Source organism: Sphingomonas sp. PAMC 26605 (assembly GCF_000241485.1).
Classification (GTDB): domain Bacteria; phylum Pseudomonadota; class Alphaproteobacteria; order Sphingomonadales; family Sphingomonadaceae; genus Sphingomonas.
On sequence record NZ_JH584242.1, the window covers coordinates 1 to 21,325 of the forward strand.

Consider the following 21,325-nt stretch of genomic DNA (forward strand, 5'->3'; position numbering starts at 1 on the left):
AACGGCTGTCGGCACCCACTAGAGATCCCGACCCAGCCCGCCCGTCCGCGTTGACGAGGATGACCTCGGCAGCCGAAACGCTTGGGCGGGGCTTCAATTTCGTGCGGGTGGACCTGTACGACGGCACGAAATGCCCCTTATTCGGGGAAATGACTTTCTACCCAGGGTCGGGGCTGGACCGCTTCGATCCAGTGTCTCTAGACGCCCGAATGGGGCGCAGCTGGCGTGCAACCTTGAGCGAAGGCAGTGAGGCAAATCTGGCTGCTTAGGTTTCGAAAAATTGCTTCCAAAACCCGAAAGCGGCCCAGCAGCTATCCATCAGTTTTACACGTTACTGATGCAAAAAACAAAAAGTTCGCATCAGTGCAGCGGCGTAGAGCGGTCGGTCGGCGGACGCCCAAAATCGTTCGCGCCACGACCATTCTGCGCGATTGAAAGCACACGGTCCTTACGTGTAGCTTCCATGCCATAAAACCCGTCGCCCTTGGAGAGGATCTCAATGATCAAACGGGCATTATTTTTAGCGTTCTTTACGAGCTACAGCGCATTGGGAATCGCGCATCCTTTTGCCCAGCGCGTTGAATTGCCCGGTAAGAGATGGATTTTGCGCCAATTAGGGGGCGAACCCGTGAGGCGAACCGACCCCGAGGCCGCAACTATTTCGTTGATGACCAATCACGCGGTGGCTGGCACGGTGTCGTGCAACCATGTCGATGGGAAGGAGGTAACTTGGTTTGCTGGCCCATCTGGTCGCAAAGGATCGTTCAAGCATAATAAACGCGAACCGACTTTGATGACAGTAATGGGCTGTAGCGACCCCGCACCCGGTCAACTTGGCGGTCGGCTTTGGGAGCAGATGAGGCTATCGCGCACTTGGTCGGTGACTACGACAACGCTGACGATCACGTTCTCTGATGGATCGACCGCTATATTCGTTCCGATGGTTACTCACTAGCAGATATGGGTCCTTCACGCTGAAAGCCGACTGTCCCAACACCATCAACGGTGTTTTCGACGCACAATTCACAAGTTTTGTATCAGATGGAAAAGCGCACTAAACCCGGCATTTCCATGATGCATAATTTCGATGCACAATCGGAGAATGATTTACGGCTACGCACGCGTCTCATCCAACGGTCAGGACCTGGCGCAACAGCTCGCCCAGCTCGACGCGGCCGGCTGCACGAAGGTCTATCGCGAGAAGATCAGTGGCGGGACCGCCGAGCGGCCTCAGCTTAAGCGCGCGATCGGCGCGCTCGATGCCGGCGACGTGCTGATGGTGACGTCCACAGATCGTCTCGCCCGCAACACGCGCGACCTGTTGAACATCCTCCATGCGGTGAAGGAGGCTGGAGCCGGCTTTCGCTCGATCGCGGAGCCGATGGTGGATACCACCTCACAGTTCGCCGATGTCATCATTGCCGTGCTGGGTGTTGCGGCGAGCTACGAACGCCATCGGATCACCGAACGCACCGCTGCGGGTAGGGTCCAGGCTAAGGCCCGTGGCGTGAAGTTCGGCCGGCGTGCCGCCCTTACCCCTCAGCAGCAGGCTGAGGCCCTGCGACGGCTCGCAGCTGGCGATACGCAGCGCACTGTCGCTGCCTTGCTGGGTGTCGACCAGGCGACGATATCAAGATTGTCTCGAAAGCAGAATTGAACGTCTAGAGTTGGGGGTGAGCCGTTAGACTGCTTTTGAAACTTCGCCATTGGACATCTGACATCGGGTATCAGCGTGGAAAGCGCTCCACCCAAAGCAATTATAAACCGTTGGAGCCGTTGACGCGCAAAAGCTGAGCGTGTCGATGACTTGCAGGACCTGGGGAAGGTCGGGGTCTCTCGGAAGCCCGGAGCCCGCGTGATCGACGAGGTTGCACCGGCCGTGGAGGGGCAGGGCATCATCTATCGGCTTTCAGAGAATGGCCGCCGGGCCGTCGCGATGGAGCTGGAGACCCGCTTGATGCCTGAAGAGGGCGACGAGCCGCTGGAGGCCTATTGGGCCTCTCGGGCGGCGTGCGGGGCTAATAGAGCCCATATACGCATAAGCTTACCCCGCGTGGCGCAAGGCCCATGTGCAGACCTTAACGCCCGCTATCATTCAGTGCATCAATAGAACTGAGCGCGGTGGCTGCCCTCTTTCTTGAAACCATTAAAGAAGGAATTTCTACAAAAATAACAGATGAACTTGTTGTACTGTAAATCCGCTTTCCTCAATTCATCAAACAAATCCGAAAGCCCAGGATCGCGTCCCAGTATATTAAAGCGATTTCGGATCGTTACAACGTCCGTATCTTTGCCCAGCATCAATGCGTTGCTAAGCTGGTCGAGTTTGCTGTAGCTGTCCTCGAATGTGCCGCCGGTCAAGCCCGGCCGTGACCCGTCTTTCTGGAATTTAGATAGGTTGTAGTCCTCGATGTTGCCAGATGTGACAAAGTCACTGATCCCATAACCATTATATGAAAAGTAGTTTACACATGGTTCTGTCAAAAGAGACTGATTGATTGGCCCAAGAAAATCTATTGTGGAACCCGATGGGACTGTAACTCTGCTTTTACCGAATGTCTGGGTTCCATGTGCTGAAATCAGAAGTTTTTTGTTAACTCCGAGAGCGCCCGCTGGATACCAAAGGTAGAAATTGCTGCCAAGCGGCATTCTGATCGCCATCTATCGCTCCTGCAAAAAGCGATCTAGTAGGGCTCTCACAATTTCAGAATCATGTCGCTATGTTACAGCCGACAGAAAGCTGCGGGTACGTTTCGCCTTCCTCGTGTTTACGGGGGGGGGGGATTGGGGCTAAGCCCTTTCTGATGTCCGCAGCTACCAGAGCAGGCGCTTTGACGACCGACACGGGCATGTCACCGCACTGGACCGCCCTCGTTGCTGATTGCGCGAAACGAGGGCGAGAAGCTGGACAACGCGATCTGCCTAAAAGCTGGCTGGATGGCCGCTCTAGAAGCCCTCCTGCCGGTGAAGCCGCACGTGCAATGCATGTTGCCAGACGATGTATCGTTGCATCCGCCGTCCGCGAACGCGGGCTCTTGCTGTACCGCAAAGGCGGATGCGGAAGGGCGCCTTTTGGTCGGTTTGCGACCGCCCGCTTTTTCGATAGCTGCCGTTGCAAAAGGGAACCCTTTCGCAACAACCGGAACGGCAGAAAGCGACCAGAGCAGGCTATTCCAAATGGTACTGCCTGACCTGAAACCTGCCGCTTATTGAGCTATGATACCGCAGTTATCTCCGGCTTGCCTTCGCGCTCCCATCCCTTTTGGGTCAGGATATAAGTAACCCGAAAGCGGGCACCGCAAAGCCCATTACAGTAGTAGCCCATCTTAACGGTCGCCCGCGTGGAACCGGCATTCAGCTCGGGCACCTCAATGTCAAATATGCTCACGGGTGTTTTGGTGGTCAATTCGCGAGCTCGTAAAAATACCAGCTCAGTCGCGAGCTTAAACCCGGTCGGGAGGTGTTTAGCGAGCTGTGGGCAGACCTCAAAAAGGTCACGATGATACTGGTCTGTTCGTCCATTGTAGAACGTCTCGGATCGCGGCGCATTATTGATCGATGGCAAATCCTTCAAAGCGGCCATGCCGACAGCGCACACCTTGCTGATCTCGGTTGGAGGCGACGGGTTTGGCTCAAATGTGGCCGCGAACCCGATCAAGATCGTCATAAGCATTTCAGTCATCCCGATGCGCGCTAATCAACGACGTCTGCATGCTATCACGTCGCCCACAAGGAGGCAGGCCGCTCCCCACCAGACCCTGACATCCGCGATCGGCAGCGCATCGGATTTCTGCATCACCGAAATGCCAAGATCCCCGCCGTTCCGAGCGTGATGCAGAACCTTTGATTTTTGCATCAGAGAACGATTGCTGGTCCGGCTCTGGCAAGCAGGTCATTAACCTAGGATCACCGTTAGTTTCGTGACGCCCACGTGTAAGGACGGGCAAGGGTTACCCGCCAAACGCTTTTGATATTGAGCATTAGATCACCATACAAATTGAGTTGGCAGGCCTCACTACGGTCAATAATAATCGCTCAATGCACAAAATCTTGGAGCAGTTATCCCGAACGCAGCTCGCCGCGCTCGTGCTCAATGAGGCATTGCCCCGGCTGGGGTTTAGGCAGCCCACCGCCTTCGCGCGCTGTTATCGCACTCAGCCCTTAGCTATTTGCTCATCACGGCTCGGACCAAAAAAAGCCGGGGGTCACAAGATCAACGCCTGGCGGCGAGCCAGCTAGGTTAATCACCAATTGTGCCATCACCCGATGTGTTGCAGGAAATACCCGTTTGCGACATCAACGATGACCTCTTTCCCGGCCAATGACGAACGGTCATCCGCTACCGTACACTGGATGGAACGACGGTGAGCATGACGAGCGCGCTCACCGCCTGTCGTTTCAAACAGGATCGAGCACCTTCGCCGGCCGACCACGCTTCGGTTCCGATGCATGAGCCTTGCCCTTCACAGGAGCTTTCTGGCCGGGCTTTCGACCGAGACCGATCTTCTTCGCTATATCACGACGCATTGCCGAGTAGGAAGGAGCGGTCATAGGATAATCGGCCTTCAAACCGTACCGCGCGCGATATTCGGCGGGCGTCAGACCATTGGTGGATAGATGCCGCGTCAGCGTCTTGTAGGGCTTGCCGTCGATCATCGAGATAATGACATTAGGATTTGCCAGCGACTTCCGCGTAGTGACCGCGGCGGTAAATTCAGGAATGGCTTCTTCAGGGAGATCTTCCACCGGCGCGGTTGAGAGGCCGACTACTGCGTCATGCATCGACTTCAAGAATGCCGGCACATCCTCCGCCGACGGGCGTGTGTTCGGGTTCGACAGCCATGCCATCGTCAATTCGGTAGCCAGTTCGACGGTGTTGGTGGTTCCGTCAGTCAACGTGAATTTCCTTCCAAGCAGGGATCTAGGGAGCACATCATAAGAATCATCCTGAACATCACAGGTACGCGGATCATCACGTTCGGTATTAGCACACCGCTAAACCACGCTCCAAGGTGGACATCGGGCGGGAGCCTCTATCGCGCTCGCCCAGTCCCATAGTGCGTATACCGTTCCACAGCTAGGCTTTGAACACGTTCAACACGCTGGGCCATTTCGTCCCACCGCTCTGCTGATCGAAGCGCTCGAATGCGAATGTTAGGTAGAGTGGCAATCTCAGCCTTTGCACGCTCGGCGTCTGCACGCGCCCGATACAATTTGGGATCGTCGCTCATCTCGACGGTTTACCCCTTTCGACATTGTTACGCTAGCGTGGCCGGCTGCGAGACCCGATGCCTCGATCCGGGCGTTTCCTACTAGTCAGTTGATGCCGTCAATCCATTTCCCGATAATTCACAGCGGTCTCCTAGGGATAAGAGATTGGATCTGCTCTCGACAAGACCGCCTCGTCGCACACGCGGACGCGAACGACGGAAGAAACTTACTGGGCCGTCACCCAATGGTGCCGCCCACGCTCGAACCACTGCAGGATGCGGCCGTTCACATTCAACTCAGTCGGCTGCGAACCGCTTTGCCAGTCTGGCGCTGGAGCCGCTCTTGGCGGCGAGCTTAGCGCCGTAGCGCATCACGGTATTTGGATCACGCCAGCGATAGGCCTGCATTATCGCCGGCAGACTTTCTCCGGCCGCAAAATTGTCCTGCGCGACGCCGACCCTGATCGAGTGGCTGGAGACCGCTGCGACCCAGCGTTCAACCTCTTTTTCGCCCATGGCGCCGAGCAGCTTCTTCTCGAATGCCTGACGGACAAGACGTTTGTAGATGAGTCCAATCGTGCCGGGGTGGAGCGCACTCTGACCAACCGACCGCACACTGCCGTCAAAGTAGGTCTCTACCCTCCGGAACAGAGGACCTTTCGAGATCCCACCCTTGTCGCGCCAGCGATCGATCGACCGCATCGTCGCCGGCGATAGATAGGCGTGCGCGCCCTCCCCTTCGCGGTCGGTCTTACTCTTTGGGATCAGCAGGGTGCCCGCCCCCTCCCCGTCCGGCACGTCGATATGCTGGACGTCGATCGCTACCAGCTCGGACCGGCGACAGCCGGTATCATAGGCGACGCGGAGCAGCGCCTCATCTCGCGCACCGAGCATGTCCTTCCGACAGGCTTTGATCAGCGCGGTGAGTGACACGCCGGCCGCAGGCCCATCGAGATCTGTGACGTCACCCTTGAAGCGGATCGCCCGTGCCTGGGTCTGCCGAACACCCACGGCCTTGCGCGCGGCCTTAAGCTCGAGGCGGACCAGCGGCGCCGCGGTCGGATCCTCTCGCCCGGCCATGCGATAGGCCCAGCCGATATGGACGAGGTAGCGCGCGATCGTCGCGGCCGAGCGGGCGTCGGTCGCGCGCGCCGCTTCGGCGCTGACATCTTGGCCAGAGAGAGCACGGACGTAGCCAGCGACAGTCTGAGCGTTCGCAACCCCGATCTGCACATGGGACCTCCGGCACCATTGATCCCACAGGCGAAGGTCGGAAAGGAATGCGCGCACTGTGTTCGCCGACCAGGCGCGGGAAGCCGCGGCAACGAGCTGCGGATCGAGAAGGCGCCGGTGCGGCGCGAGCGCCGTAACTTCGCCCACGATGGCAACAAGGCTGCCGCTTGAGCCATCTTGAAGGAGGAAAGGCGGGTTTTCGGCCATCTTTTCCGCGTTACCACGATCTACCCTTAATGACTAGGGTCGCGATAACCCCTTATTATCACGGGTGATCGTTCGGCTTCATAGACTAAGGGCGAGGTTTGAGGATATAAGTGTGACCGATGCGAAAGCCTATCATCTCTTCTGAGCTTTTGAGCGGAGCTGATGTCGGTCGCGCGATCGAACAGACCGCCCTTGCCGTTGGACGCTTGGATGCACGCGTTTCTGCCAGTTCTGTTGCGGAACAGTGGGCGTTGCGTGCCGCGTGGACAGGTTATGCCCGAGCGCTGCAACTGCACGGCGTCGAAGTTGACGAAATCGATGTATTTTCGTGGGGTACCAACGTTACAATCGCTGGCCGGCCGGCGCGGAGCACGGTCGTCGACGACTATGCTGCCTTCCCGATCTGGCGGGCGCGGATGGCGCAGCGGGGCAGGCATTGGGCCGAAGACCTTCCCTTCACGCCACAGTGCGATACAACGCCCCCTGCCCCGTCGCTCCTGGCGCGAGCATTCGATCTTCTTGCCCAATGGGTCCAGAACGAGCTGGCATTGAATGCGTGGCTTGCCCTACCGATCCTGCTGCATCGCATGGGCATCACCGAACGCTCCCTCCCCTGCCTCGTTGCTGGCGATGCGCGGCTTATGTTTGGTACACGCGATTCACCAGCACTGATGCGTCGCTTGCTCCGTGAGTTGTGCGATCGAGCGGAAGCCGGACTGCAGAGCCTGGTTGCGATGGAGAACGCTAGAACGCGTGCTCTCATTGCTTTGCGGGATCAGCATCGCCCAGGAGCGCTACGCGAACTTCTGGCAATGCTACAAGCGGGCCCTATTCAGACCCCGGAGGCTGTCTCTCGCCATCTCGGGATCACCCTTTCGGGTGCAGGAAAGCTCCTACAGCGGGCCGCACACCTCGGAATGGTCAAGGAGGTAAGCGACCGTCGTTCCTGGCGGTTGTATATGACCCCTGACCTTGCCGTCTCGCTCGGGTTTGGAACGCCGCCTCGCGGAAGGCCCCCTCTCTCACCCGGGGCCTTGTTTACGGCACCTGATTCCTTGCTATCCGCATTCGACAGCGAGATGGCGGAGTGGGCGCAACGGTTCGGGTCTATCGCGCTGGAAGAGGTGTATATGGCGCAAGACTCGCTCTTAGCGCCTGAGGACGAGTAACACGAAGCCCTGAGCGTTTCACAAACCCCCAGCTTCGACCGCAACTAAATGAAGCGATGACTGAAATGGGTTCGTCCCTTTACAGGAACCGCGGCACGCTGCAGCGCAACGGCGTCCGGCGTTCGACCTTACACTCAATCAGGCCCCTGCCCCATCAGCTGTGCCTAGGGCCGCCATTTTCCTCATAGAACGCCACCAGCGTCTCGCGCATATCGGCAAGCGTCTGACGCAGCTGGCTGTCGGGGTGATATAAGTGTCGATCTCTCCGCCCTGTATGTTAATGGGATCGACGATCGCTGCCGCCAAGAGCCCATAGGGGATGAAATTCCGCAGTGTGGGCAAACGCCAATACTATTCGGCGACGGCATTCGCGGGATCAATCGCTAAATAGAGCGCACGCCATCCCTTCCTGATCGACGGCCTGCCATGAAGCTGGGCATCCTCACCCCACTGCCGCGTGCGCATGTATCTCGCGTTCGGCATGTACCGACGTCGGGATAAAGCGCGATGAGGGGAAGGTCATGGACCTACGCCGTCGACGACGAGCTTATACCTAAACGCTTGAGGCCGCGCGCTTGAAATCGTCGAACGCTGCTTGCGCCTGCGGGGCTTCCACGTCCTTCGGGGGTCTTGCGAAAGTCGGGGGCGGCTGCCGGATAAATCGCAGGATTGCAGAATTCGTGACCATCGGTATCGGGGTGTTGTCCATGCACCGTGTGATTTCGCCAAGCTTGACGATCGATACATGCAGCGCTCGTTCGTGCGGACCGATGCGATCGTGTTTTGGTCGCGGAGATCTTCGACAAAAGTGGAAAACGCGAGAGCACCCGCTGGCCGTTGCGCAGCGGCGTGAATGATCATTCGAAAGACCTTATCCCTTTTCCTAAGATTTGAAAATCTCGGGGTTAGATAGTTTATACCTTAGGTTAGAGAGTTAAGCCGACTGGCGCAGGCCGAATATGTGGGCAAACGCGCGATTCGCGAGGTGGGCGCTGTTCCCGAAGTGTCGGTACAACGTTCCCCTTGTGTCGAACCCTGTGTTCCTGAAAGATCGACGTTGCGTTCCCAAAGAGGCGAACACCGTTCCCGGAGTGTCGATGCTCTATGATAGCGGCTCAAATCCGGGACGCGATTGAATCACTTTTGCAGATCGCGCGAAGGGAGAGGTTCAAATGCTGGCATTTGCTCGATTCTTGCGAGCCTCCTACTGAATCAAACCGACACATCGGGAACGCTGGGCGAGCTGGAAGAGCGGGGGGATGCGGATTAACGGCCCAACGTGTGGCGATTAGCCTTGTCGAAGCGCCGCACGAATCCAATGAATGCGCTCTGATAGCTGACCGGCGTACGCCCCGGATCGGCTTCGACCCAAGTGCGAAATTCGGCGTGCAGCGTCTGGTAGTCCCACCCTGGGCACTCCGCGCGCAGCGTTGCGAGGGTCGCGTCGGTGATTTCGCCTGCTGTTGCGCGGGTTGCCAGACTGGTCCGAGAGCGCCGTAGTAGCGCCGTAACGTCCACCGTTGCATCGTCGCCCCCCGCCTCGCCGACAGGGACCGGACTGGGTGGCGGAGATGCGCTCGACGGCGCGGGCTTCGCGCTTGCGTGCTCCGACACCGTACTGACCGGACGCGCGGCATCGCTGCGCCGTTGCATCCGCAATGCCGGCTCGCGTTTGCCCGTTGGCGTCTCCAGCGTCAGGGTATAGCCTGGGAGCTCGTTGCGTTCCGCGATCTTGGCGATTTCGAACTTGAAGCGACGATACTGCCCCTCAGCACCCGATTTCTCGAACAAGGTCGGCATCGCAATCGCGAAGCCCACCTCCCCTGCCCCGCCGGCATGCTTGCGCGCGACGCGGTAGAGCCAGCGCTCCCGCCCGCCCGTGAGGTCGAAATAGGCGCGGTCGATCGAGAGCACCCCGCCCTGCATCATCACGCCTTCCCAAAACCAGTTCGACAGCTCAATCGTCATTCCGCGCGAGCGCTCTGTCTTCTCGTCGACCAGCTGCGTCCAGCCGTCGAGCCAGCTAAACGTCGCCTCGCGGCGGTTCTCGGCGCGAATGTTCGTCTTGATCGTCGTCGCGACGAGCCGGTCGAGCGCTTGGCCGAGCAATTCGTACGCCCGCCCGGTCGTTGGCCGTCCGATAGCGCGTAGAAGATCATATGGCATCAGGTGCAGCTTGCGCGGCACATCGTTGAGGCCGCGGCGCGCCATGTCGGCGAGGACGCTCGCGCAATAGATGAGAATGTCGGCGTCCCAAATTGTCGCCATGCCGTAATCGGGGTTGCCTGACACATGAACCCACAGCTTTCCATCCGGACTTTTATAATCAATCGGCTTGACGCGCTTCGACTTGGCGAGGCTGAAGAACGGGCGCTCCATCATCTCGCGCTGATCGCGTAGCGGCAGATCGGCGAGATAAGGCAAGAACAGGTCAAACTGCTCCGAAATGCCTCGACGCTCGGCGCGACTCATGGCTGCACCCGTCGAATGTTTCCCCGGGGAAACACCGAGCGGTGGTCGCCCAAACCGCTGTTCGAAGTTACGGGATGTACGATGTTTCCCCGGGGAAACATGCTCACCGCTTCAGTCCATGGCCCTCGGCCTCGAGATGGTTGAGCGCTTGGCGCAGCGCCTGAACCAGCTCGTCGGGCCCGGCGCCTGAACCCGCGTGTAATCGGATCGTGACCCCTTGGCGATTGCTCGACTGGATGCTGAGACCGGGGCGACCATGCGGCGTGGTCCAAACGAACGGCGGAAGCGCTTCCGTTTCGATCTTCGGCGCGTCGAGCAAGCGGCGTAGCACCTCAGCGGCAGGGAAGGGGGCCATTGCGTTGGTCCTCCGTGCCGCTTGTTCGCGCGCAATATCGCGTGCGGCGGTCTGGATCGCCTTTGCAGCGCGCTTGTCGTCGAGCGCTTGCGCCAGTGCATAGGCCGGCTTGAGCTGCACATCCGAGGGCGATGCAAACGCCGCGATCACGCTGTCGGGGATGCCTGCAACCTTAATCATCTTCGACAGCCAACCCTTCGACACCTTGAGCCGCTCGGCCATCCGCGTTAGGTGATTGCCATAATGAGACTTAAGCGCCTCGGCATAATTGCACGCACGCTCGAGATCCGACACGTCGGAGCGCGCACGATTCTCAAGATCGGCGAGCCGGAACGCTGCCTCGTCATCGAGCTGCGCGACTTGCGCGACAAACTGCATCTCAGGGTAGGAATGTGCGCGCAGCCAGCTGATAGACCAATGCCGCCGAGTGCCGGCAATCACCTCGAAATCATGAGCCGGATCATTTTCGACGCGCCGCACCACCGCGGGCACCTTCTGCCCACCTTCGGCGATGATCGAATCGATCAGTTCGCGACAGCTGTCCTCAGAGAGGTGCCGATAACTCCGCGCATTGCCCGGCCAAATCCTTACACGGTCGGGATCAAGCAGCAGCTGGGTGACCTGGCGCACCTCACCACTTGTGACACGCGCTAGCGCGGTTTCGCGATTGAGCAGCGTGGTGCCGCGCGGCCGCAAAGGAAGCGGCGCGACCGGAGCCGCGTCCGCATCGACCGGCTCGTCCGCCAGCAGCGCTGCCATATAGTCAGCTTGTTTACGCGACACGACTCACCTCAGATATGGTACATATGAGGAACGCAGGCCTACGGGACAGAGGGTCATGCCGCATGAAGCAGATCCTCTTCGCGCGCCGGCTCGACCCGGCCCCAGCCCTGGCGGACGAGCTGCTCGATCTGCCCCATCGCCTCATCGAGATTGGCGCGGCAGCGCTTGTGCGTCTTGGGCGTGCCAATCGGGCGTTCGAGTTCGTAAATCGTCATCATTCGCATCGCGGCATGACTGATTTCAGCAGATTCGAGGATTGGAACTGGGAGCAGGGCAGGGCCGAAGCTCTGCTCCATGATCGTGCGAACCATCGCATGGCTCGGATCATTGCCATCGAACTTTGAGCAAATCAGCCGCAAGAAGCTATATTCGACTTCAATTCCGGCGAGGGCGAGCTGTTGGAGCACTTGGTCCATCATCGACAGGAATTGCACCGTCGAGCAGAAATCTGGGGTCGTTGCGGCGAGAGGGACGAGCAACGCATTAGCTGCCTGCATCACCGCTAGGCTGATTGTGCCGAGCGCAGGCGGCGGGTCGAGCAGCACCACGTCATAATTTCGCGCTAGGTCGGCAAGCCCCTGCTTCAGCTTGCGGAAGCGCGCGGCCAGCACCGATTGCCCGTCCGAACCTGACGCCGCGAGTTCATACTCGACATCGAACAATTCAAGATTCGACGGGATTAGATCGACATTGGGCCACGGCGTCGTTTTGACTGCATAGAGCAGGTCGGCCTGTGTCGGATCAATCGAGAGATAAGGGTAGAGCGTCTCTTCTCGTGTGATGTTGAAGTGTGGATTGAAACCAAACAACGTAGTCGTCGTCGCTTGGCTGTCGCAATCAACAACCAGCACGCGGTAGCCTTGCACTGCGAAATAATGCGCGAGGTGGCACGTGACGGTCGACTTGCCGACGCCGCCCTTGAAGTTCTGCACCGCTATGATTGCGGGGATATCAAGCGGCGCGCGAGCAGGCGAGGCGCCAAGCACCTCGCGCATCTGCTGCAGTTCTTCAACCGAATAGCCAAGTCGACGGCCATTCCCGCCGGCCGGGGCAGGCGGGAGGCGGCCGTCGTCTTCCGCCATGCGAATGCGATTGGTCGAGCAACCGAGCAATTGGGCGGCTTCGGCGATCCCAAAGCGGACGTTGAGCCCCTTGCGGCTTTCAGGGAGAAACGCCTTGCGGCGTAGCCTTTCGATCATGCGCTCACCCGCCTCCGCAAGTTCGCCGATATGATTGACCATTGTATTCATGAGGTGGTCCATTCATCGGTTTGAAGCAAGTAGGCATATCCATATGCCTAAAAGCTTCAATATCGCAACCATTATGTAATTTTCCGCGTATGCCGACGCATTTGGTACACCCACTTGCCCGCTATCGTACGCATACTTTCGAACGAGGATTTTGGACAACGAGCGGAGGAGATCACCTTGCGATGGGATATCGTATCCGGAGCCGATCAGTTTCGGGCTCGTAAACGTCGACCAATGGCGAGCGGGGGAGGGGAGGGGAGTTGCCAGGCCTTGAGTTCGGTCTCAGGTAGAGCAATGCCGACGTTATCAACAGGGATCGCGGTTTGGGAACGGCGGCCCTGACCGAAATTCAAGTGCGGCAGCAATAATGCGGTTGGGGAAGTGGCCTGCCCAAGTTCTTGATGGGTTTCGAGATCGTCGAGCCCTTCTCGCTCAACGATCGGCCAATGAGAACGCCACTGGCTTCTCAAAACTTGTCATGCGCGAAGATATCAGATGGGGTCTGTGCCGATCGCGAAGGGCAATGTCTGGTGGGTTTGAACCCGGGGAAGAAGCAACCGCCTCGGAAGAACGCAAGCGCAGGGATTGGACGGGCGTCATCGTCGGGTATGCCCCGTATTGTCGGCCTGCCTGCCCCGCTCGGACTTCTAGGCGTCCGAGATACCGGTCTGCGAAGCACGCGAGTCCGCGGAAAACAACAACATCGTCAAGGCGACCAGTGCGTGAAGACCAGATTATCGGCATCCTTTACCTAATTTTCCACACAAGGTGATTGTATCTGCGCTAAATCCGGTGGATTGAAAGGCGTCAGGAGTGTGAATGGAGAGCGAGCGCTTCGCCCAATTGACCGAACGCCAGCGTGATTATCTCCGGCAGGTCTTCCAGCATCGCAACTCACAAAAGTGTGAATAGGCACCCAAAGCGGGACCCCGGTGATAGTTGCCGAGCTTTTAACCGTGAATCAAATCTTTACACAGGCAGGGGTCCCGATCAGCGCCGATCGGGACCCCTTCACAGCCCGTATTTTCCAAAGGATTGCAAATAGTTGCCTCGCGTAGAGCGGGGGTCCCATCTGGGGCGCCGATCCACAGGCGAGTGGGACAACAACGCTGCCGCCTGACCGCCTAATCGCGCGCGCGATCGTCACGCGCCAGCGACGAGACGCCGCATGGTGGCTCGGTCGAAGCTGCCAAGCGGAGATAGAGCGCGGCCGGAACGGGCGCGCCGTCCGCAATCAAGCGATGGCCTGAAGCCCGCCTTTTCTCACAACGGAAAGAAGACGCAGGGAAGGTCCGCCTGGCCGCTTCGCCCCACGCTCCCATTCGGAAACCAAGTTCTTTGAGACGTTAAGATAGCGAGCGAACACTGGTTGCGACACGGCGTCCTGCTCCCGGATCGCCTTAGTCTCGGCTGGAGAGAGGGCAGGGGCCGTGATCTCACTCTGGTAGGTTTCGGTCTGCATCTTTGCCATCACACATTACCTCCTCGAACTCGCCCGCTGCGGGCAATAGCTTCAGCTCCGCGTCCGCAAATCCCAGAACCTGCTTCGCCAATGCTTTCAAAGCACGCTCACCGTCCTCGTCGATATTGTCCCGCGCACTCTTGGCAAGACCGACAATGAAACCGCCCCTGTCGCCGCCCGAAGGGCAAGAACCGTTCGATAACCACTGGATTTGCCGGCACCGGGCCGTGCGACCCGTTGCTTCATCAAGCCGTCCCCAAGGTCGGCGTCGATCAGCCCTGCTTCAATACGGGCAACCGCCTCGCAGAATGCCGCATCGCTGATGTTCTCCTTGCGGGCAAACTTCCGGAACCAAACCTTCTTGAATACGCGCATGGCCTCGGTAGCTCCCTCACTTACCGACTTAGTATCATATTAGGTTTGATACTTTAACCGGATACCTAGATCAGCACTCGCTCCACCTCGTCCAGCGTCACATCGCCGGGTCGGCGATCGTAGAGCTGGGTGGTGCGGGTCGAGGCATGGTTCACCATTGTGGCTGCGCACTCCAGCGTCCCGCCGTTCTTCAGATAGGCAGTGATCGCGGTTGCGCGGAACGAATGGTTGCCGATCGCTGTCGCGATCTCGGCCGCGACGGCACGCCGGCGCACCATCTGGAACGCGCTAGCCTGGGGCAGGGGCCTATCGCTTAGTCGCTTGGTCCCACGACCGATCGTACAGAACAATGGCCCCTTTGCCTGGCCGCACCAATGCGTGCGAACGAATAGACCATCAGACCGATCAGCGCGCGATCGCGCAAACCTGCCGCCGTCGTCACATCAATCGCGTCGAGCAACTGGCGCGCCTCGTTGGGCGCAAGGACCAGGGTCGTGCCCCGCCGGATACTGTGCGCCGGCCCACGCACCGACGCGGCCGGGTTCACCGGCACGACCTGGCCCGTCGCCAGCCAGTCGACCAGGTGCCGCACACCAGCGAGCCGCTGCTTGATGGTCGGTACGTTTACCACACGCCCGAGCTCCTCGACCTAGGCAGCGACATGCAGCTGCTGCACGCCTTCAATCGATGTGACGCCGCGTGCGTCACACCAGCCTAGGAACTCTCTAATTGCGCGCGCATAGGCGCGGCGCGTATGCGGATCGCAACTGCGAAAAACTCCAGAAGCGGCGTCGGCTGCGTTCGTCTGCCGATGCCACCAGCGCGGGCAGCACCAGGGCCGGCGTCGCCAATGCAATGGCCTGCGTTATGAGGTGACAGCTGGGGCAGGGCGCTCATAAAGCATGACAACGCCGGGTTTGTTGGCCAACGCGGCCCCCCAGTGCTCGAACGGCGCGACTGCCGGCAACCCGACCGGTAATATCGCCGTCAGCTCTGTCCAGATCCTTTCAGTCTCGGCTACCGTGAACAGCCTGCTGGTATCGCCATGGTCGACCTCGAGCGCGAGCACGAACATTTCGCCGTCCCCGGTCGCTGCCACACCCGCGACCACGGAGCTGACTGCCGCCCAGGATATCGAGCGCTCGCAACCCGAGATTGCGAGTACCACGCCGACTTGGGATACAGCTTTGACAACGTTGCGTGCTGCCAGGCTAGGCGACATGCGGTGTTCTAGCACAGCGGCACGCCGCGGATCGTGGCGTCGCCCACCAGGACCTTCGCAGTGCCAGGTCCAACAATTGTGTTCATGCGGTCGAGTGCGGTTTTAATCGCATCGCCTGGGAACGTGATCTCGACCACTGCGAGTTAGGGACGGGCAGGCCATTGGCGTCGATGTCGATCGGCCGGGGCAAGAGCTGGACGCGGTAGGACATAGGAAATGCTAACTCGGTTTATACATCTGATAAAGGACATTATCATATGTAGATTGGGTAAAGAAAGTTGGTGGGATCGAGGGGCAAATTGAGGGTGTAGATAAGTGTCGACGTGCGACCCGCCAAAGTTCGGCAAATTCGTTGTGACATATATTGCCAGACCGGGCTCCGGCAGGGCATGGGGCGGCGACGCCGAGCGCGGAGGCGCGCCGCCGATGAGGGGACCACATTTGCACATCGAGGCCACCACGCCGTTGCAAGGCGCCGACGAAATCGCCATTAAGGGGATCAACGCGCCCGACCTGCAGGTCTTCGTCTTCGCGCTGTTCTTCATCTTTGGCGGCATCACCAGCCTCAACGATGTCATCATTCCAAAGCTCAAGGACTTGTTCACGCTGAGCTATTCGCAGGCGCTGCTCGTGCAATCGGCGTTCTTCGCGGCCTATTTCGTTTTTTCAATCCCAGCGGCAGCGATCGTGCGCAAGGCGGGCTATATGCGCTCCGCCTCGATCGGGCTGCTGACGATGACCGCAGGCTGCCTGCTGTTCGTGCCCGCCTCTCAATCGGGCACATTCGCGGTGTTCCTGCTCGCCTTGTTCGTGCTCGCAGCGGGGATCACGATGGTGCAGGTAGTCGCCAATCCGTTGATCTCCCTCCTCGGCCCGCCGCGCACCGCATCGAGCCGCCTTACATTTGCGCAGGCGTTCAATTCGCTCGGCACGACGATCTTTCCCTATGTCGGTTCGATCCTGATCCTCGGATCGCTCGCCAAAATCGACTCCAAGGCGCTGACCGGCGCCGCGCTCGATGCCTATCGCACCGCCGAGACGCAGACCGTGGTCCACACCTATATCGGCCTCGCCGTCGCGCTCGTTCTTGTCGCCGCAGTCGTGTGGACGCGACGCGACCAACTGCAAACCGAGGTCGACGACCAGGGCGGCATCGTCCAGGCGTTCGGCCTGCTGCGGCTGCCGCGCTTCGGCTTCGGCACGGCGTGCATCTTCCTCTATGTCGGCGCCGAAGTCGCGATCGGCTCGCTGATCGTCAGCTATCTCGTACAAGCCGATACGCTCGGGCTCGGCGCCGAGGCAGCGGGCAAGCATGTGCCTTTCTATTGGGGCGGCGCGCTGATCGGGCGCTTCATCGGCGCGGGCGTGCTGCGCTATGTCTCGCCGGGCAAGGTGCTCACCGGCGTGGCGGTAGCCGGGATCGCGCTGATCGCCCTGTCGACGCACACCACCGGGCTTGTCTCTGGCTGGTCGCTGCTCGGGATCGGGCTGACGAATTCGATCATGTTCCCGACGATCTTCAGCCTGGCTAGCGAAGGGCTCGGCAAGCGCGCCGCCGAAGGATCGGGCGTCTTGGCGATGGCGATCGTCGGGGGCGCCATTATCCCGCCGCTGACCGGGCTGATCGCCGATTATAGCTCACTGCGCTTCGCGCTAATCCTGCCGGCGGCTTGTTATGCTATCATCGCGGGCTATGGCGTATTCGCGCGCAAGCCGGTGGTTGCGGCGGCCCCTGGCCTAGCGGATCGCTTCGCCTGACGGCGGGCCGGGCGTCCGCGCTCAGTCGAGCGGACCGGCGTGCCGCGTCTTCTCCATTCCAGCTCCTTGCACGAAGGCTTTACAAGCCAAATCTCGTCGCGGGCAAAGCCAGCCTCGACGAGGAACGCGGCATCGCCGGCGTCGTCCATCACGTGTGGATAGGCGTCCAAACGGGACCCCACCTCTTCGCGCTACAAACATTTGAAAGCGCGCAAAACTTTGACTTTTCGGGGGTCCCGGTCGGCGCCGATCGGAACTTCCTCTAATCTCAGATCTACTCGCTTTTGCAAATATTTAGCCAAATTCTGGCGAGGTCCCGCTTGGACGCTTATCCAGAACTACGACACCGGCGTGCGATACCTCTCCGGACCGGACTTTCTGCCGGAATAGATACTCGGTTCGCATGCGAGTGTCAGTTCGCCGGGCGGCTCTGGCTCTCGGCCGCGTGTAGAATGCGCTGGCTGCCCGCTTTCAGTTTGTCACATCAAGTTCGCGGGCTGGCCCAGCCCTATTCGTGAGACAACACCTTGCTGTAGATATTGTAGAGCTTGTTCACCGAGCCATCGATCGTTTCAGCGATCGAGCGCATCCCCTTATTGTCTTCGAGGATCCAGCCGATCTCTGCGCGGGTCGCACCGTAGTTCGCGACCGACGCCCGCCGGATATACTCGATCATCATGAAGGCCAGCTGGCTTGCTAAGCGCGAAGATTGCAGATCTTTTACAACTCCCATCAGGGGAACCCGCACCGTCCTCACCTTCGGACGCCGCAGCCAGAGCAACAGCCGGGCCCAGCCGAATGGGAAAAGCGAACCGTTCAGCGGCTTCGTCGCCTCGTTGAGATCGGGCAGTGTGATCATGAAGGCGACGGGTCGACCGTCCAGTTCGGCGATGCGGATCAAATCGTTGAAAACGATTGGTTTCAGCTTAACGCCTACATCGCGGATTTCTGGCTCAGTGAGGGGGACAAAGCCCCAATTATCCTGCCAAGCATCATTCAGAATGGAAAGGATGATGGCTGCTTCCTCGTCGAATCTCGATTTGTCGACCTGTCGAATGCGAATACTCGGATTCGCCTCGCCAGACTTGATGATGCGCTGAACGATCTTCGGAAATTCGGTGGTGATGTCGACATCGAAGGTTAGAAGTTGCTTTTCCGGCTTATAGCCAGCACGTTCGATCCAATCACGATATTGCGGCTTCGCATGTCCCATCATGATCGTTGGAGCATGATCGAAGCCATGGACGAGCAATCCGGGTTCCTCCCAGATCGACATGCTGATCGGGCCTAGAGCCCGAGTGATGCCATAACCGCGCAGCCAATCCTCTGCGTGCGTAAGCAACGCCGCAAAGATGTCTTCACGCTCCGCTTCCATGAGGCCCCACTGACCAACACCCGGGCCGAAGCCCTGTCCGGCAGGCATGGTCAGCGCCAATGTGTCGATGTGGGCAGAGATACGCCCGACTACGCGGCCACCTTCATGCGCGAGGAAGAGCTGAGCTTCGGCGTGACTGAACCACCCGTTCTTTTCGGGCGTGACCAAGCCGAGCGCCTCGCCCCTGAGCGGCGGAACCCAGTTGGGATCATCTTTGTACAGCCGATACGGAAGATCGATGAAATTTTTCCGATCATTTTTGGTAGTAACCAAGCTAATCGTGATATCGCGCAAGATGTTTCCTTTCCGTATCCAAATATGCGAATGATGCTAATAGATATTATCCGTAATCATCGCGATCCCTAGAAAGGTGCGCTCGAGCTTATGGTTGCACCCTTAAGACCTTCATCAATTTTAGAGACATCGATTTAGGCCGCTACTCAAAAGGGGTTACAATCGTAACTGGATCGGTTCACGACCCGCCTAGGTTGACATTACAACTTCATCGTAATCTGATTGCAGACGGTCATAGAAATCACGTAGGCGGCGGATTTGCACCAGTTGGTGGCGAATTTATCAATGCTACCGGAGCGTTCAGCAGTGGCGCCGGCTCGGCCATCGGGCCGGGCTCGCTGAAGTGCTTGCTTCGCAGGCAATCTCGACGCGATCCTATCGATTGTTGACAACTTCCACGCGCGAATTTCTGCTGCGGATGCCTTTGCCTGCCAGGCTACGCTAGCGCTTTTTCAGTTCAAGCGGGTTAGTAGACGTCTGAGAGCGCTATGCTTATGCCCAGCCATTACAAGGCATTCTCGATGGCGATCAGCATCTCGCGGCGTCTCGAACTCGCCAGCTCGACCGGCGGGCATGCTATCCAATTGTCAGCAATCTTACAGCTGAAATCATTCAAGAGGTAACACGTTGATCGCTTCGTGGTAGATTTTCTGCAATCAATAATCATGGATTCTAAGCACATGCCGCTGAACTGCAACCATATGTATCCTAGGCACCCGCTCGTTACCGCGGCAGCGTCGCTCCGCCCCAGACTGGAAGAGCGCCGGCCAATCACCGAGCAAATTCGGCGCCTGCCCGACGCTACGATTACTGACCTCAGTCAGGCAGGATTGTTCGCGGCGTTCGCACCAACTCAATATGGGGGCTCCGAAGCCAGCTTGGAGGTTATTTTCGATATCGTCCAGGAACTTGGTCAGGCCGACGGCTCGGTCTCATGGGCATATGCCGTTCTGGCTGCTGGAAGCTGGATGGCGGCCTCCTTTTTCCCCGAAGCCGCCAGTCGAAAAGTCTTCGAGAGCGAGAATCCGCTGACATCTGCGGCAATGATGCCCACGCGCATCTCGGCAAAGGAAGTCGATGGCGGCATTCTCATTCAAGAGGGGGAATGGAGTTTCAATACAGGGATCCATCACGCCGGATGGAATGTCATCGGCATCCCGATCATCGGCCCCGACCGGAAGCCTACCGACCTTAAGACCGGCCTCGTTCCGACCGATCAACTGACGATCGTTGACGATTGGCACGCGACCGGCTTGCGAGGCTCGGGTAGCTGCACTTCCGTCGCGAAGGATCTCTTCGTGCCGGATGCGATGCTGGTTTCTTATCACGAACTATTAAAGGATAAGTTCCCGGCCACGCACGTGAGCAACGCGCCGATTTACAACATGCCGGTCGCCCCCGCGGTGGTAGTGCGGTTCGCATCGCCGGCCATTGCCATAGCGCGAGGCGCTCTCGAGAAATTCGTGGCTATGGCACCTGGCCGCAGCATCAAAATGACGTTTCAGCAGAAGCAGGATGAGGCCGCGGTCACCCACCTGCAGATCGCGGAGTCGGAGGCGAAGATCGACGCCGCCGAGACAATCACGCGCCGTTCAATAGCGGAGCTTGAAAGCTCCGCCGCTGGTGGCGAGCCGCTCACCCTCGAACAAAGGGCTCGCATCTGGCGCGATGCGGGCTTCGCGAGCCGTCTTGCCTGGGAGGCGACCGACCTGCTTGCGTCTGCCTCGGGCGGGAGCTTCGCACGCGAGTCCAACCCGATCAACCAGGCGTGGCGCGATGCTCGCGTGGCGACATCTCATTCAGGTCTGACCACGACAACGACATTCGAAATATTCGGCCGGATTCGGTGCGGGCTGCCGTCGAATAGTCCGCTTCTTCCCGCTTGGTGACCGCGGGCATCCACCGAAAGGGAAATTACTCGCGTGCTCGCAAATCGTTACGCTCAAGGCTCGTGCTGTGCGAGGATATCGCCATCATTGCTTGCAAAGAGTTCGCGATCCGGCGGTTCGCTTCGCGTCTCATCATGCCGTCCGCTTGAACTTCATCTCGCGCATCACAGCATTTCGAGGCTTTGCACTTCTATTCTGCCATTGTCGCTTGCTTTCCGATCTTCCGGCCGTATCTCGACGACGAGAGGTTCGGCCGGGACAGCCGTTACAG

General features: G+C 59.0%; 16 protein-coding genes and 2 pseudogenes. 6 read left to right on the plus strand and 12 right to left on the minus strand.

Features of this window, described 5'->3' with window-relative positions:
* Positions 1 to 50 precede the first annotated feature (50 nt).
* The 3 genes from RH90_RS22715 to RH90_RS18335 all read left to right on the plus strand — a co-directional run bounded on the left by RH90_RS22715 (position 51) and on the right by RH90_RS18335 (position 1,657).
* Entirely contained in the window at positions 51 to 269 is a 219-nt protein-coding gene (locus RH90_RS22715) for an ATP-grasp fold amidoligase family protein (RefSeq protein WP_442852474.1), read from the plus strand.
* Between the two features lie 230 nt (positions 270 to 499).
* A complete protein-coding gene (locus tag RH90_RS22720) occupies positions 500 to 955 on the plus strand; it encodes an META domain-containing protein (RefSeq protein ID WP_081477020.1) in 456 nt (151 codons plus the stop codon).
* Positions 956 to 1,102: 147 nt separating this feature from the next.
* Positions 1,103 to 1,657: a recombinase family protein gene (locus tag RH90_RS18335; RefSeq protein ID WP_010187851.1), complete on the plus strand. Its 555-nt coding sequence runs from the start codon at positions 1,103 to 1,105 to the stop codon at positions 1,655 to 1,657.
* Between the two features lie 446 nt (positions 1,658 to 2,103).
* On the opposite strand, the gene RH90_RS23585 is transcribed toward RH90_RS18335, so the two are convergent.
* The 4 genes from RH90_RS23585 to RH90_RS18360 form a co-directional block, all read right to left on the minus strand.
* Positions 2,104 to 2,661, minus strand: coding sequence for a putative adhesin (locus RH90_RS23585; RefSeq protein ID WP_157134719.1), 558 nt, complete (start codon positions 2,659 to 2,661; stop codon positions 2,104 to 2,106).
* A 553-nt stretch (positions 2,662 to 3,214) separates the two neighbouring features.
* A complete protein-coding gene (locus RH90_RS18350; protein WP_157134720.1) occupies positions 3,215 to 3,667 on the minus strand; it encodes a hypothetical protein in 453 nt (150 codons plus the stop codon).
* Between the two features lie 731 nt (positions 3,668 to 4,398).
* Entirely contained in the window at positions 4,399 to 4,896 is a 498-nt protein-coding gene (locus tag RH90_RS18355) for a MucR family transcriptional regulator (RefSeq protein WP_010187856.1), read from the minus strand.
* 611 nt (positions 4,897 to 5,507) lie between these two features.
* Positions 5,508 to 6,650, minus strand: a complete 1,143-nt coding sequence (locus tag RH90_RS18360; RefSeq protein ID WP_029625454.1) for a tyrosine-type recombinase/integrase — start codon at positions 6,648 to 6,650, stop codon at positions 5,508 to 5,510.
* A gap of 119 nt (positions 6,651 to 6,769) precedes the next feature.
* Here RH90_RS18360 and RH90_RS18365 point away from each other — a divergent pair, with 119 nt between their 5' ends.
* The gene (locus RH90_RS18365) at positions 6,770 to 7,819 is read left to right on the plus strand and encodes a hypothetical protein (protein WP_010187858.1); all 1,050 of its coding nucleotides are present in this window, start codon (positions 6,770 to 6,772) and stop codon (positions 7,817 to 7,819) included.
* A gap of 1,266 nt (positions 7,820 to 9,085) precedes the next feature.
* Here RH90_RS18365 and RH90_RS18370 read toward each other — a convergent pair.
* From RH90_RS18370 to RH90_RS18395, 7 genes and pseudogenes are all read right to left on the minus strand, one after another.
* Positions 9,086 to 10,291 (minus strand): replication initiator protein A, encoded by a 1,206-nt coding sequence (locus RH90_RS18370; protein ID WP_010187859.1) that lies wholly within the window; start codon positions 10,289 to 10,291, stop codon positions 9,086 to 9,088.
* Positions 10,292 to 10,394: 103 nt separating this feature from the next.
* Positions 10,395 to 11,429, minus strand: a complete 1,035-nt coding sequence (locus RH90_RS18375; protein ID WP_029625455.1) for a ParB/RepB/Spo0J family partition protein — start codon at positions 11,427 to 11,429, stop codon at positions 10,395 to 10,397.
* A 53-nt stretch (positions 11,430 to 11,482) separates the two neighbouring features.
* On the minus strand, positions 11,483 to 12,679 hold the full coding sequence (locus RH90_RS18380; RefSeq protein WP_029625456.1) for an AAA family ATPase: 1,197 nt from the start codon (positions 12,677 to 12,679) through the stop codon (positions 11,483 to 11,485).
* Positions 12,680 to 13,913: 1,234 nt separating this feature from the next.
* Entirely contained in the window at positions 13,914 to 14,150 is a 237-nt protein-coding gene (locus RH90_RS18385; protein WP_010187862.1) for a helix-turn-helix domain-containing protein, read from the minus strand.
* Positions 14,116 to 14,516, minus strand: a pseudogene (locus RH90_RS22735) (type II toxin-antitoxin system RelE/ParE family toxin). Before RH90_RS22735 ends, RH90_RS18385 begins: the two are co-directional and overlap by 35 nt.
* 65 nt (positions 14,517 to 14,581) lie before the next feature.
* A pseudogene (locus RH90_RS18390) lies at positions 14,582 to 15,385 on the minus strand (tyrosine-type recombinase/integrase).
* Complete coding sequence (locus RH90_RS18395; protein ID WP_157134721.1) at positions 15,382 to 15,591, minus strand: hypothetical protein; 210 nt, start codon at positions 15,589 to 15,591, stop codon at positions 15,382 to 15,384. Before RH90_RS18395 ends, RH90_RS18390 begins: the two are co-directional and overlap by 4 nt.
* A gap of 573 nt (positions 15,592 to 16,164) precedes the next feature.
* Between RH90_RS18395 and RH90_RS18405 the strand changes: the two genes are divergently transcribed.
* Positions 16,165 to 17,496 carry a sugar MFS transporter gene (locus RH90_RS18405; protein ID WP_051124859.1) on the plus strand — a complete coding sequence of 444 codons (1,332 nt, stop codon included), beginning with the start codon at positions 16,165 to 16,167 and terminating at the stop codon, positions 17,494 to 17,496.
* A gap of 508 nt (positions 17,497 to 18,004) precedes the next feature.
* Here RH90_RS18405 and RH90_RS18410 read toward each other — a convergent pair.
* The gene (locus RH90_RS18410; RefSeq protein ID WP_037493727.1) at positions 18,005 to 19,168 is read right to left on the minus strand and encodes a hypothetical protein; all 1,164 of its coding nucleotides are present in this window, start codon (positions 19,166 to 19,168) and stop codon (positions 18,005 to 18,007) included.
* A gap of 677 nt (positions 19,169 to 19,845) precedes the next feature.
* Between RH90_RS18410 and RH90_RS18415 the strand changes: the two genes are divergently transcribed.
* The gene (locus RH90_RS18415) at positions 19,846 to 21,054 is read left to right on the plus strand and encodes an acyl-CoA dehydrogenase family protein (RefSeq protein ID WP_157134722.1); all 1,209 of its coding nucleotides are present in this window, start codon (positions 19,846 to 19,848) and stop codon (positions 21,052 to 21,054) included.
* Positions 21,055 to 21,325: the final 271 nt, after the last annotated feature.

Bases quoted from the DNA above. Each gene is read 5' to 3' on its own strand.
- RH90_RS22720 (WP_081477020.1), top strand. From the start codon at position 500: ATGATCAAACGGGCATTATTTTTAGCGTTCTTTACGAGCTACAGCGCA.
- RH90_RS18335 (WP_010187851.1), top strand. From the start codon at position 1,103: ATGATTTACGGCTACGCACGCGTCTCATCCAACGGTCAGGACCTGGCG.
- RH90_RS23585 (WP_157134719.1), bottom strand. From the start codon at position 2,661: ATGGCGATCAGAATGCCGCTTGGCAGCAATTTCTACCTTTGGTATCCA.
- RH90_RS18350 (WP_157134720.1), bottom strand. From the start codon at position 3,667: ATGACGATCTTGATCGGGTTCGCGGCCACATTTGAGCCAAACCCGTCG.
- RH90_RS18360 (WP_029625454.1), bottom strand. From the start codon at position 6,650: ATGGCCGAAAACCCGCCTTTCCTCCTTCAAGATGGCTCAAGCGGCAGC.
- RH90_RS18365 (WP_010187858.1), top strand. From the start codon at position 6,770: ATGCGAAAGCCTATCATCTCTTCTGAGCTTTTGAGCGGAGCTGATGTC.
- RH90_RS18370 (WP_010187859.1), bottom strand. From the start codon at position 10,291: ATGAGTCGCGCCGAGCGTCGAGGCATTTCGGAGCAGTTTGACCTGTTC.
- RH90_RS18380 (WP_029625456.1), bottom strand. From the start codon at position 12,679: ATGAATACAATGGTCAATCATATCGGCGAACTTGCGGAGGCGGGTGAG.
- RH90_RS18385 (WP_010187862.1), bottom strand. From the start codon at position 14,150: ATGGCAAAGATGCAGACCGAAACCTACCAGAGTGAGATCACGGCCCCT.
- RH90_RS18395 (WP_157134721.1), bottom strand. From the start codon at position 15,591: ATGTTCGTGCTCGCGCTCGAGGTCGACCATGGCGATACCAGCAGGCTG.
- RH90_RS18405 (WP_051124859.1), top strand. From the start codon at position 16,165: ATGAGGGGACCACATTTGCACATCGAGGCCACCACGCCGTTGCAAGGC.
- RH90_RS18415 (WP_157134722.1), top strand. From the start codon at position 19,846: ATGCCGCTGAACTGCAACCATATGTATCCTAGGCACCCGCTCGTTACC.